Annotated in this window: 8 protein-coding genes and 2 pseudogenes; 2 read left to right on the forward strand and 8 right to left on the reverse strand. The window is 71.2% G+C overall.

Going from position 1 to position 12,105, the window contains the following annotated elements:
- Nucleotides 1–12: 12 nt before the first annotated feature.
- The 8 genes and pseudogenes from STRTUCAR8_RS35295 to STRTUCAR8_RS35325 form a co-directional block, all read right to left on the reverse strand.
- Nucleotides 13–1,431 carry an FAD-dependent oxidoreductase gene (locus STRTUCAR8_RS35295; protein WP_006381018.1) on the reverse strand — a complete coding sequence of 473 codons (1,419 nt, stop codon included), beginning with the start codon at nucleotides 1,429–1,431 and terminating at the stop codon, nucleotides 13–15.
- The gene (locus STRTUCAR8_RS35300; protein ID WP_234372554.1) at nucleotides 1,415–1,774 is read right to left on the reverse strand and encodes a (2Fe-2S)-binding protein; all 360 of its coding nucleotides are present in this window, start codon (nucleotides 1,772–1,774) and stop codon (nucleotides 1,415–1,417) included. Before STRTUCAR8_RS35300 ends, STRTUCAR8_RS35295 begins: the two co-directional genes overlap by 17 nt.
- Nucleotides 1,775–1,779: 5 nt before the next feature.
- Entirely contained in the window at nucleotides 1,780–2,952 is a 1,173-nt protein-coding gene (locus STRTUCAR8_RS35305; RefSeq protein ID WP_006381043.1) for an NAD(P)/FAD-dependent oxidoreductase, read from the reverse strand.
- Nucleotides 2,953–3,598: 646 nt separating this feature from the next.
- A pseudogene (locus STRTUCAR8_RS55875) lies at nucleotides 3,599–3,703 on the reverse strand (hypothetical protein); the annotation flags it as partial.
- Between the two features lie 172 nt (nucleotides 3,704–3,875).
- Nucleotides 3,876–4,130: pseudogene (locus tag STRTUCAR8_RS54730) on the reverse strand (transposase); the annotation flags it as partial.
- A 713-nt stretch (nucleotides 4,131–4,843) separates the two neighbouring features.
- The gene (locus tag STRTUCAR8_RS35315) at nucleotides 4,844–6,634 is read right to left on the reverse strand and encodes a sensor histidine kinase (RefSeq protein ID WP_006381027.1); all 1,791 of its coding nucleotides are present in this window, start codon (nucleotides 6,632–6,634) and stop codon (nucleotides 4,844–4,846) included.
- A 133-nt stretch (nucleotides 6,635–6,767) separates the two neighbouring features.
- Nucleotides 6,768–7,796 carry a type I glyceraldehyde-3-phosphate dehydrogenase gene (gene gap, locus STRTUCAR8_RS35320; protein WP_006381019.1) on the reverse strand — a complete coding sequence of 343 codons (1,029 nt, stop codon included), beginning with the start codon at nucleotides 7,794–7,796 and terminating at the stop codon, nucleotides 6,768–6,770.
- Between the two features lie 149 nt (nucleotides 7,797–7,945).
- Complete coding sequence (locus tag STRTUCAR8_RS35325; RefSeq protein ID WP_006381040.1) at nucleotides 7,946–8,641, reverse strand: response regulator; 696 nt, start codon at nucleotides 8,639–8,641, stop codon at nucleotides 7,946–7,948.
- 224 nt (nucleotides 8,642–8,865) lie between these two features.
- Between STRTUCAR8_RS35325 and ppdK the strand changes: the two genes are divergently transcribed.
- Both ppdK and STRTUCAR8_RS35335 read left to right on the forward strand, forming a co-directional pair.
- On the forward strand, nucleotides 8,866–11,562 hold the full coding sequence (ppdK, locus tag STRTUCAR8_RS35330) for a pyruvate, phosphate dikinase (RefSeq protein WP_006381041.1): 2,697 nt from the start codon (nucleotides 8,866–8,868) through the stop codon (nucleotides 11,560–11,562).
- A 114-nt stretch (nucleotides 11,563–11,676) separates the two neighbouring features.
- Nucleotides 11,677–12,090 (forward strand): hypothetical protein, encoded by a 414-nt coding sequence (locus STRTUCAR8_RS35335; RefSeq protein ID WP_006381036.1) that lies wholly within the window; start codon nucleotides 11,677–11,679, stop codon nucleotides 12,088–12,090.
- Nucleotides 12,091–12,105 lie beyond the last annotated feature (15 nt).

Genomic DNA, 12,105 nt, shown 5'->3' on the forward strand with positions numbered 1-12,105 from the left:
ACGACTTGGACCTCATGGTTGTTCGGGCTCCTGTGCCAACACACCCAGCGGAACCGGCCGCGCGAACGGCCGTTTCGCCGGCCCGACAGGGCAGCCCGCGACCCCGGCGACCCCGGCCGCGCAGACCCGCCCCTGACACCACCCCATACCTGCCCGGGTGAGCAGCTTGACGGTGCGTAGATCCGTCGCCCCCAACTCCTCCACCGCCTCACGGACCTCCGCCGCCGTCACCTCCTCGCAGCGACAGACGACGGTGTCGTCGGCGACCTGTTCCGCCCAGTGGGCGGGCGGTGCGTAGACGGTGTCGAGAGCGGCGAAGAACCTCCGCAGCCTGGTGCGGACCCGGGCAGCCGAAACCCAGTCGACAGGACGAGGCTCAACTCCCTTCAGCCGCGCGGCGATCGAGTACCCGGCGATCTCCCCCTCGGCGAGAGCCAGCACCGCTCCCCCGATACCGGTGGCCTCGCCCGCCGCCCAGACACCGTCGACGTCGGTGCGCTGCTCGGCGTCGGTGACGACGCAGGGGTCGGCGGTGGCGTCGATCGAGCACCCGAGCGTCTCGGCGAGGTCGGTGTGCGCGAGCATGCCGTGTCCGACGGCCAGGGTGTCGCAGGCGATCCGCCGCCGGGTACCCGGCCGTACCCGGCCGTGGGTGTCCAGGGCGGCGACGGTGACGGCCTCGACGCGGTCGGTGCCGTGCGCCACGAGGACGGTGTGACGTACTGTCACCGGCACTTTGTGGCGCAGCAGTTGGGCCGCGTACCGAGCTGCCTCGGCGATCTTCGCCGGGTTGGCGGCGAGCGTCGCCGTGTGCCGTGCGAAGTCGGCGGGGTGTGTGGACTCGATGTACGCGGCGACTTCGGCGCCCGCCGCGGCGAGGCCGGCCGCGACCGGCATCAGCAGCGGCCCGGTCCCGGCGACGACCACCGTACGGCCCGGCAGGACGAGGCCGCCCTTGAGCATCGCCTGCGCTCCTCCCGCGGTGACAACTCCGGGGAGTGTCCAGCCGGGGAAGGGCAGCACCTTCTCGTAGCCGCCGGTGGCGAGGAGGACGGCGTCGGCGGTGACGGTCTGCGACTCGGTCTGCCCGGGTCCCAGGAGGGCGTGCACACCGAAACCGCTACCACCGCCGAACTCCCGTTCCACGAACCACACATGACGGCCCGCCAGATGCCGGATCCGGCCCGCCGCGACATGTGCCGCCAGTCGGGCCCGCAGCTTCCTCCAGGTGCCCCAGGCATGGTGCAGGGCCTGGGGTCTGCGTGCCTTCAGCGCGGGTGCGGGCTGCCGGTAGAACTGGCCGCCCGCCTGCGCGCCCGAGTCGAGCAGTACGACCCGTACACCCCGGTCGGCCGCCGTCAGCGCGGCGGCGAGGCCCGCCGGACCCGCGCCGACCACCGCGAGCGACGACGCGCTAGCCGAGTTCGTCATGGCCGGTGCCCTCCTGGGTGCGGATCGCGTCGCCGGGCGCGGCCGGGACGAGGCAGGCCCGTTGGTTGGGGCGGTCGTTGACGGTGACCAGGCAGTCGAAGCAGACCCCGATGCCGCAGAAGATCCCGCGCGGCGCACCGCTGCCCCGGGTACCGCGCCAGGAGGTGATGCCCGCCGACCAGAGCACGGCGGCGACGGTCTGACCGGGCAGTGCGTCGGTCTCGTCCCCGTCGACGGTGACGGTGAACGGGGGTCCGGGCCGCGCCCGGGCCAGCTCCAGCGGAGTCGTTCTCTTCGCCTGTTTCACCTGCTTCACCGTCCTCACCTTCGTTGTCTTCTTCACGGTCCTCACTGCTCCCCGCCGGTGAACCTGTCCGGGCGGAACGGCGTCAGATCGAGGTCGGGTGTCCGGTCCGTCAGCGACTGCGCGATCAGGTGCCCCGTACCGACCGCGAGCCCGATCCCCGCGCCCTCGTGACCGCACGCGTGGTAGAGCCCCGGCGCCCGGGGATCCGCCCCGATGGCCGGCAGATGATCCGGCAGATAGGGGCGGAAGCCGAGGTAGGCGCGCATCGCGTGGACCGAGCCGAGCACCGGGAAGAGGGCCGTCGCCTGGGCGGCCAGCCGGCGCACGACGGGGAGGGAGAAGGTCCGGTCGAAGCCGACCCGTTCACGGCTGGCCCCGATCAGCACCGGGCCCGCGGCCGTGCCCTCGACGACCGCGGAGGACTGGAGCCCGGCGTCACCGCTGGCGACATCGGCGACGTAGTCGGCGGCGTACACCTTGTGCCGGACGGTGCCGGGCGGCAGTGGTTCGGTGACCAGGACGAAGCCCCGGCGTGGCAGCACCGGCAGGCGCACCCCGGCCAGCGCGGCGACCTCGCCGCCCCAGGTGCCGGCCGCGTTGACGACGACCGGGGCGTGGATGTCGCCGAGCCCCGCCGTCCGTACGCCGCGCACGGAGCCGTCCGGTGCGCGCAGGATGTCCGTGACGGCCGTGCCGGTACGCAGTTCGGCTCCGGCCCGCCGGGCCGCCCGGACGACCTGGGCGGCGGCGAGGGAGGGCATCACCTGGCAGTCCTGCGGATACCGGACGCCGCCCGCGAGGCCGGGGGCCAGATGTGGTTCCAGGTCGGCGAGCCGGCCGGCGTCGACCGTCTCGGCCTCGACACCCGCCGCCCGTTGTCCGGCGGCGAAGTGGGTCAGCGTGGCCATGCCTTCGGCGTCGGAGGCGACGACGATCCCGCCCTTCGCCTCGAACTCGACGGCGCCGCCCATACCGGGTTCGGCGGCGAGGTCGTTCCAGAGGCGGCCGGAGAGCAGCGCGAGGTCCAGCTCGGGCCCCGGCTCCTTGTCGGAGACGAGCAGGTTGCCCTCACCGGCGCCGGTGGTGCCGCCGGCCACCGGTCCCCGGTCGAGGACGAGGGTCACGAGGCCCGCCCGGGCGAGGTACAGGGCGCAGGCGGCGCCGACCATTCCGGCACCGATGACCACAACATCGCAGGTCAGTCGCTTGCTCACATCAGTACAATGTCACATGTTCCTATTCCCGCCAAGGGCGCCTAGGCTCGACCCGCCGCCGATGAGGGCGGACGCTGAAAATGAGAGTGTGGAGTCCACGACGATTAGCACTGGTCACGGCCCCGCAAACGAACGAGGCGTTCGCGTCGTGGGTGGATCGGATGGCTCGCGTGAACCGATGCCCATCAGCTGAGATCGCCGACCTGATGGGGCTGCACCTTCGGGGGGTTTACGCGAATGCCCGGCCCCCCGTGCTCGGAGTGCAAGGTGATGAGGCGGTCCGGCAGACCGTGTACGCAGCGACGGGTGTCCCTGGCGGCACGGTAGACAGGATGCATCTGTCGGTTTTCGAGGGTGGGCCGCTGAGCGTGGCGGCGGTGCTCTCCGCGGGCAAGGCGCACTGGCCGTCGGCGGCCCGGGAGTGGGTGGAGGTGTACGGCATGAGGCAGGGCTTCGGCGTAGTCGGCGGGCGTCCGTTTTGTGATCACGCGAGGCCGAGGAGCGCGAGGGGTCGGCGGGCGTCGCGCGCGTTCCGGCGGAGGCCGGAGGCGATGTTCTTCACGCCGTTCATTCGCAGGGCCCCGACGGCAAGGTTGCGCCAGGTCGCCATGGCGCGGGGTGCGTTGCCGGTCCGCAGTTGGGAGGCGTCCTCGGCGAAGGTGGTGTCGCGGACGTGGTGCAGGACTTCGATCTTCCAGTGGTCGCGGATGAGCTTCGCGAGCTGGGCGGGAGTGCCCTGCTCGGCGGTCAGGCTGGTGACCGCGTAGACGGTGGTGAGGGTGGTCTTGCCGGTCTTGCGGTCGGTTCGTCGGCGATCTGCACGGCCTGGTGGGCGCCGGGGAAGCGCAGGTTTCCCGCGGTGGCGACCTTTTGCGACGGATCTCGGCGCGGCCGTGGCCTGTGCCGTGGGTGCGGCCTTGGAGCGGGATGTCCTTCCAGGGCAGGGACTTCAGCTGCTTACGCAGGTTCTTCTGGTTGCCCTTGACGATGGCGATGTAGTGGGCCCGGCGGCCCAGGAGGTAGGCGGCATGCTCGCGTTGCGTGTGGAGCGCGTCGCTGGTGACCACGGTTCCGGCCAGGTCGGCGACGTTGTCCAGCAGCGGCTGGAAGCGCCTGGTCTCCCCGGTCTTCTCGCCGACGTCGAGCTGAGCCAGGACGAGCCCGGTGGTGTGCTCCACCGCAGCAAGCAGGTGGTTCTTGCCCAGCTCAGTCGCTCATCCCATAGACAAGCGTCGTCCGCACCAGTACCTGCCTCTTCAGCCACGCAGGAGATCATCCCCCAACACAGTCGGCTCGCTCCACCTGACGGTGCTGGCAGACGCAACAGCTCCGAGGCGTACGTCCGTGGGCAGGGAACCGTCCGCTCGCCCTCCTTCAGCTCACGTGATCACGAAAAAACGGCCGCCCGACGACTACGCCGACGCCCTGAGTCGTTGTGAGGTGCCCCATGCGGCCATCCAGGCTTATGGGGTACATCCGCGTCAGCATCGAACGTCAACTCGGCGGGTACGGACTCGATATCCAGGAAAAGAATGTGCGCCGATGGTGCCGCGACATCGGCCACCGGCTCGGTCGCACCATGAGCCTTTTCCGATGTGTCCAGAGCCCACTGCGCCGCCGCTGATCAACCTGGTTGCTCTCGGCCGCACACGCCCTCGCGAAGACCGAAAGGCAGCCGCCCAGCTCATACAGGCCCTCGATGCGGACGTCGCCGACCTAGACGTACCCGACCGGCTCGTCACCTGGTCATCGCGCCGGACGCCGGGTGGCGATCGACTCGGCCCGTCTGTGGGCCGGCGCCCTCGTCGTTACGGGCTCCGGCAACCACGGCACCATCGCCCACCGCGCTGCGGCCGCGAGGGCGTCGCGCTGATCCGGCAGCGACGCGCCCCTACCTCTTCCCCTCCGCTACCGGCACTCGCCACACCAAGGCAGTGCCCCCGCTCGCCGGACTGCTCAACTCCAGCTCTCCGCCCAGCTGCTGGGCCCGCTCGGCCATGTTGCGCAGTCCGCTGCGCCGGCCGTCGGGCGGGATGCCCACACCGTTGTCGGTGACCGTCAGGCGCACCTCACGGCCGTCGGTCTCCAGGGCGACCCCGACCCGGTCTGCGCGGGCGTGACGGGCGACGTTGGTCAGCGCCTCGGACAGCACCGCCACCACGTGCTCGGCGGTTTCCTTGGGCACATGGGTGTCCAGCAGGCCGTCCATGCGCAAGCCGGGCGCGAAGCCCAGCACCGGCGCGGCCTCGCCGACCGCGCGTACCACCCGGGCGCGCAGGCCCGGTCCGGAGACTCCGTCGCGTGCCCGCAGTCCGAAGATCGTGGACCTGATGATCTTGATGGTCTCGTCCAGGTCGTCCACCGCCCTCAGCACCCGCTCCGAAGCCTCCGCGTGGTCGATGAAGCGGCCCGCGCTCTGCAACGTCATGCCGGTTGCGAACAGTCGCTGAATCGCCAGGTCGTGGAGGTCCCGGGCGATACGGTCGCGGTCCTGGAGGACGGCGATCTGCGCGGCGTCGGCGCGGCGCTCCGCCAGTTCCATCGCGACCGCGGCCTGGGCGGCGAAGCCCTGGAGCGGTTCGGTCTCCTTCTCGGTGAAGACCGTGCGGCCCGCCTCGCGGACCAGCAGGACGATGCCTCGTACCCCACCGGTGGTACCGATGGGCACGGCAACGGCCGGGCCGAGCCCGGTGAACCGCGCGGGACCCCCGGCCGGAACACTCCCCTGGTCTTCTGCGCCCTTGGTGTCTTCGGTGCTCTCGCCCGGAGAAGCCACCGGCTCGTCACGAGAGACATCCGGGCTGGTGACGGGGGCGGCGCCGGAGAAGGCCTTGCCGATCAGGCTGTCCTCCACAGGCAGGACCAGCCCGCGATGTGCCTCCGCCGCCTCCCCGATGGCCAGTTCCACGGTGAGGGAGTCGGTGCCCTCCATCGGTACGGCGACCACCGCGAGGGAAGCGCCGGTGATCTCCCGGGCCCGTTCCGCGATGAGGGCAAGGACCTCGCCACGATCACTGCCCGACATCAGGGTGTGGGTGATCTCGGCGCTCGCCCGCAGCCAGCGCTCGCGCAGCCTCGACTCCTCGTACAGGCGGGCGTTGTCGATCGCCACACCGGCCGCGACGGCCAGCGTCGACAGTACCGACTCGTCCTCCTCGTCGAACTGTGCGCCGTCCCTCTTCTCCGTCAGATAGAGGTTGCCGAAGACCTGGTCCCGCACCCGGATCGGCACTCCGACGAAGGAGTTCATCGGCGGGTGGTGGGGCGGGAAACCATAGGAGTTGGGGTGTTCGGAGATCTTCGTCAGGCGCAGGGGCTCGGGGTGACGGATCACTTCGCCGAGAATGCCGTGACCCTCCGGGTAGGGCCCGATCGCCGCGATCTGCTGCTCGGTGAAGCCGACAGTCAGGAACTCCGACAGCCGTCTGCCGTCCGGTCCGATCACGCCCAGGGCCGCGTACTGGGCCTCGACGAGCACCGCCGCGGCCTCCACGATGCCGCGCAGCGCCTGTTCGAGGTCCAGTTCGCGGCCGACGGAGAGCACTGCCTCCAGCAGGCTGTGCACTCGGTCGCGGGTGCCGCGAGCAGCGTCCAGACGAGCCTGAAGTTCCTCCAGCAGCTCGTCCAGCCGCAGTTGGGGGAGCTTGACGCGGGCTTCCCTTGGCTGCTTGGGGCTTCCCACCGACGTTCCTCCAGGTCCCCTACGACGCGCCGGCAACCTGGCCATAGCGCTCTGGGCTCCACCGTATCGGTCCGTCGGAGGGGGCGGTACTGGATCACCCGACAACAGTCGGGGACCGGGCTGTCGCTGACAGTCATCGCTGAGGAAGGCGGGCCACCACGTATTCGGTGAGGTCGAGGAGCCGGTTGGTGTAGCCCCACTCGTTGTCGTACCAGCCGAACACTTTCACGAGGTTTCCGCGGGCCTGGGTGAGCGGGGCGTCGAAGACGCAGGAGGCGGGGTCGCCGACGACGTCGCGGGAGACGATCGGAGCGTCGGACACCCGCAGAATGCCCTTGAGCGGCCCGTCTGCGGCAGTCCGGAAGGCGGCGTTGATCTCTTCGGCGGTCACCTCCCGGTCCAGAACGAGGGTCAGGTCGGTCAGCGAGCCGTCCTCGACGGGGACGCGGACCGCGAGGCCGTCGAGGGTGCCGGCCAGCTCCGGCAGGACCAGGCCCACGGCGCGGGCCGCTCCGGTGCTGGTCGGGATGATGTTCACGGCGGCGCTCCGGCCACGTCGAAGGTCCTTGTGCGGGCCGTCCAGGACGACCTGGTCGTTGGTGTAGCCGTGGATGGTGGTCATCAGACCCTTGTCGATGCCGAAGGCGTCGTCGAGGACCTTCACCATCGGCGCCACGCAGTTGGTGGTGCACGAGGCGTTCGAGACGACGTGGTCGCTCTCCGGGTTGTACGTGCCCTCATTGACGCCCATCACGATGGTGGCGTCAACTCCCTTGCCCGGTACGGACAGCAGCACCTTGCGGGCGCCGCCCTTCAAGTGCAGCCCGGCGTCCTCCCGGCCGCGGAAACGTCCGGTGGACTCGATGACGACGTCCACGCCGAGGCCGGTCCAGTCCAGGGCGGCGGGGTCGCGTTCGGCGGTCACGGCGATGCGGTGGCCGTCGACCGTGATCGACGTGTCGTCATGCTCGACCGTGCGGTGGAGCCTGCCGTAGGTCGAGTCGTACTCCAGGAGATGGGCGAGCGCGGCCGGGGAGGTGAGGTCGTTGACCGCCACCACCTCGACCGAGGTACCGGCCGCTGTCTCCGCGCGCGCCAGCACACAGCGCAGGTAGTTGCGCCCGATGCGCCCGAAGCCGTTGATTCCCACGCGCACGGTCATGTCCGTCGTCCTCCCGATCGGCGCCCGGTGAAGTCCGGGTGCGCTCCACAGCCTGCTGGTGGCGCACCGGACGGCACTTGGGCCTTACGGGGACGAACTGAGGGACCTTCGGGCCGGGCGGCTCGCCGTGGCCATGAGCCGGAGGAGCCTCAGTGGCCTTCGCGCTTGAGCCGGTCCTCGGCCTGGGTGGCGATGACGGCGGCCTGGACGCGCCGCTCCACGCCGAGCTTCGCCAGCAGGCGCGAGATGTGATTCTTCACCGTCTTCTCGGCGAGGAACAGCCGTTGACCGATCTGACGGTTGGTCAGTCCCTCACCGATCAGGGCCAGGATCTCCCGTTCCCGGTCGGTCAGGCCCGGCAGCGCCTCCGGGGCCTCCGCCGGCTGCTGGCCCTCGCGGAGACGGGTCATCAACTTGGTGGTGGCGCTCGCGTCGAGGAGGGACTGGCCCCGGGCCACCGTGCGCACCGCCGACACCAGGTCCGAGCCCTGGATCTGCTTCAGCACGTACCCGGACGCCCCCGCCATGATCGAGTCGAGGAGTGCCTCCTCGTCGTCGAACGAGGTCAGCATCAGGCAGGCCAGCTCCGGCATGCGCGAGCGCAGCTCACGGCAGACGGTCACGCCGTCGCCGTCGGGCAGACGGACGTCCAGGACAGCCACCTGCGGGCGCAGTGCGGGGACACGCACCAGGGCCTGCTCGACGGTGCCGGCCTCACCGACCACGGTGATGTCCGGCTCGTCGTTCAGCAGGTCGCGCACTCCGCGCCGTACCACCTCGTGGTCGTCCAGCAGGAAGACCCGGATCGCGCCGTCGTCGGTGCCGGGCCGCTCACTGTCCGCCATCAGTCGCTCCTCGTCATGTGTCCGTGCCGATGCCCGTCCATCGCGGAACCAGCCTCACCACCCGAGATCCTTCTCGCCCCGGGGCCGAAGGACCAGGGCCGGTCGGCCCTGATTCGGGCCCGGGCCGGGACTGCCGGCACCTGCCGTCCGGCTGGCAGCCGACCGACGCTGGAAAGGGCAGGAAGCCCACGCAGCCATCGTACGAAGCTGAGGAGCACGGCGTCATGGTCCGTTACGTGTACGACTTCCACGAGGGCGGCCGTGACCTGGCCGGCCTGCTCGGCGGCAAGGGCGCGAACCTGGCCGAGATGACCCGGCTGGGCCTTCCGGTCCCACCCGGTTTCGTCATCACCACGGAGGCCTGCCGGGCCTTCCTGGCCACCGGTGCGGAACCGGAGGGGATGTCCGAGGAGATCTCCCGGCATCTGACCGGCCTGGAATCAGCTGCCGGACGGCTGCTGGGGCAGCCCGACAACCCACTGTTGCTCTCCGTCCGCTCCGGCGCCCGCTTCTCCATGCCCGGCATGATGGAGACGATCCTCGACATCGGACTGAACGACGAATCCGTCCTGGGCCTGGCCAAGTCCGCCGGCAACGCGCGCTTCGCCTGGGACTCCTACCGCCGGCTCGTGCAGATGTTCGGCAGCACGGTGATGGGTGTCGACTCCGCCCTGTTCGAGCGGGCCATGGGGGTACTGAAAGAAATCCGGGGCGTCACGGACGACCTGCACCTGGACGCGGGCGACCTCGCCGAACTCGTCGAGGAGTACAAGAACCTCATCGTCGACGAGACGGGCGAGACCTTCCCGCAGTCCCCCGCCGAACAACTGCGCCGCGCCGTCCTCGCCGTCTTCCAGTCGTGGAACGGCGAACGCGCCCGCCTCTACCGGCGCCGCGAGCACATCCCCGACGACCTGGGCACCGCGGTCACCGTGCAGCGCATGGTCTTCGGCAACCTGGGCCACGACTCCGGCAGCGGCGTCGCCTTCACCCGGGACCCGGCCACCGGCCGTCCCGGCCTGTACGGCGACTACCTGGCCGACGCCCAGGGCGAGGACGTCGTCGCCGGCATCCGCAACACCGTGCCGCTGGCCGAGCTGGAGCGGCTGGACCCGGCGTCGTACCGGCAACTGCGCCAGCACATGCGGACATTGGAGCGGCACTACCGGGACCTGTGCGACATCGAGTTCACCATCGAGCGCGGAACCCTGTGGATGCTGCAGACCCGGGTCGGCAAACGCACCGCCGAGGCCGCCTTCGCCATCGCCGCCGAACTGACCGACGAAGGACTCATCACCCCGGACGAAGCCCTGGCCCGGGTGACCGGGGAACAGCTGGCCCGGCTGATGTTCCCCCGCTTCGACGCCTCCGCGACCGGCGACGCGCTCGCCCACGGTCTGCCGGCCTCGCCCGGTGCCGCGGTCGGCGCGGCCGTGTTCGACTCCGCCGAGGCCGTACGGCGCGCCGCGGCCGGCGAGAGGGTCGTCCTGGTCCGCCAGGAGACCACCCCCGACGATCTGCCCGGCATGGTCGCCGCCCAGGCCGTGCTGACCAGTCGTGGCGGCAAGACCAGCCACGCGGCTGTCGTCGCCCGTGGCATGGGCAAGGTCTGCGTCTGCGGTGCCGAGGAACTCACCGTGGACTTCGACGCCCGCCGCTTCACCACCCGCGACGGCGCCGTCGTCGAGGAGGGCACCGTCATCTCGGTGGACGGCTCCGCCGGCGCTGTGTACGCCGGTGCGGCAGCGCTGGTCGACTCCGCGGTCATCCGCCACCTGGAGACCGGTGAGCGCGGAGAGCATTCCGCCCGCGTGGTCGACGCGGTGACCCGCGCTCTCCAACAGGCCGACGGTGTACGGCGGTTGGAGGTGCGCGCCAACGCGGACACGCCCGAGGACGCCGCGCGGGCCCGCCGGTTCGGCGCCCAGGGCATCGGCCTGTGCCGCACCGAGCACATGTTCCTCGGCGAGCGCCGCAAGCTGGTCGAGGAGATGATCCTGGCTGACACGGACGCCGCCCGCGACCGGGCGCTGGAGGCCCTGCTGCCGCAGCAGCGCCAGGACTTCACCGGCATCCTGGAGGCGATGGACGGGCTGCCGGTCACCATCCGCCTCATCGACCCGCCCCTGCACGAGTTCCTCCCGGACCGCACCGAGCTCGCCGTCCGCGTCGCCACCGCCGCGGCCCGGGGTGCCGCGCCCGACCCGCACGACACCGAACTCCTCGCGGCCGTCAGCCGTATGCACGAGGAGAACCCGATGCTCGGCCTGCGCGGTGTGCGCCTCGGTCTGGTGATCCCCGGCCTGGTCGCCATGCAGGTACGGGCCATCGCTGAGGCCGTCGTCGAACGCACCCGGGCCGGGGGTCGCCCCGAGGCCGAGATCATGGTGCCGCTGGTCGGCGCCGTCGAGGAACTGCGCATCGAACGCGCGGAAGTGGAACGGGTCCTGGCCGAGGTGAGCGAGGAGACCGGTGTCCCCGTGCACTGCCCGGTCGGCACGATGATCGAACTTCCCCGGGCCGCACTCACCGCCGGCCGGATCGCCGAGGAGGCGGAGTTCTTCTCCTTCGGCACCAACGACCTCACCCAGACCACCTGGGGCTTCTCGCGTGACGACGTCGAGGCCGCATTCTTCTCCGCCTACCTCGACAAGGGAATCTTCGCCGCCTCTCCCTTCGAGACGCTCGACCGCGCGGGCGTCGGCCGCCTGGTCGGCATCGCGGTCGCCGAAGGCCGCGCCACCCGCCCCGGCCTGAAGATCGGCGTCTGCGGCGAACACGGCGGGGACCCCGACTCCGTCCACTTCTTCCACGCCGCGGGACTCGACTACGTCTCCTGCTCGCCGTTCCGGGTTCCGGTCGCCCGCCTGGAGGCCGGACGGGCCGCGCTGACGGAGTCCGAGGCCAGCGACAGCAGGTGAGGCAAGCCCGTCCGGCCCCTGATCCGGGGCCGGGCGGCCCTGGGCCGAGGCGGGCGCGCACAGCAGTCTGGAGCCACAGCCCAACGATCGGAAAGACCCGAAGGAGTGGAGCACATGACCGCAAGGGACACCGGAACCCACGTCACCACCGACACGGTGCTCGTACGGGCCGAGGGCGACGTGGACGAGGAAGCCCTCGCCTACGTCCGTGCCAAGGTCGACGCGGCTCTGGGCCGGCCGGGACTTCCGGCCGTCAGCGGCGAGGTGCGGATCACCAGGGCCCAGGCGCACCACAGCGATCAGCCGTGGTCCGCCGGGGCCGAGATCACCGTGGGGAGCACCCTCGTGGTGGTGCACGCCCGGGAAGCGAGCGCGCACGAGCTTGCCGACAGGCTGCAGGAGCGGCTGCGCAGCCAGGCCGACCAGGTCGCGCACCGCGCGGACGCGGCCCGCAGGTCGGCCACACCGCCGCCGTGGCGGGGCGGGCCGCCCGTCGGGCCGGCACAGACCGAGGCGACAGACGCCTGAAGAGGCCGGGGCGGA

The organism is Streptomyces turgidiscabies Car8, assembly GCF_000331005.1.
In the GTDB taxonomy this organism is placed as follows: Bacteria; Actinomycetota; Actinomycetes; order Streptomycetales; family Streptomycetaceae; genus Streptomyces; species Streptomyces turgidiscabies.

Excerpts from the sequence above, each read along its gene's own strand:
- STRTUCAR8_RS35295 (WP_006381018.1), bottom strand. The coding sequence starts at position 1,431 with ATGACGAACTCGGCTAGCGCGTCGTCGCTCGCGGTGGTCGGCGCGGGT.
- gap (WP_006381019.1), bottom strand. The coding sequence starts at position 7,796 with ATGACCGTGCGCGTGGGAATCAACGGCTTCGGGCGCATCGGGCGCAAC.
- STRTUCAR8_RS35325 (WP_006381040.1), bottom strand. The coding sequence starts at position 8,641 with ATGGCGGACAGTGAGCGGCCCGGCACCGACGACGGCGCGATCCGGGTC.
- ppdK (WP_006381041.1), top strand. The coding sequence starts at position 8,866 with ATGGTCCGTTACGTGTACGACTTCCACGAGGGCGGCCGTGACCTGGCC.
- STRTUCAR8_RS35335 (WP_006381036.1), top strand. The coding sequence starts at position 11,677 with ATGACCGCAAGGGACACCGGAACCCACGTCACCACCGACACGGTGCTC.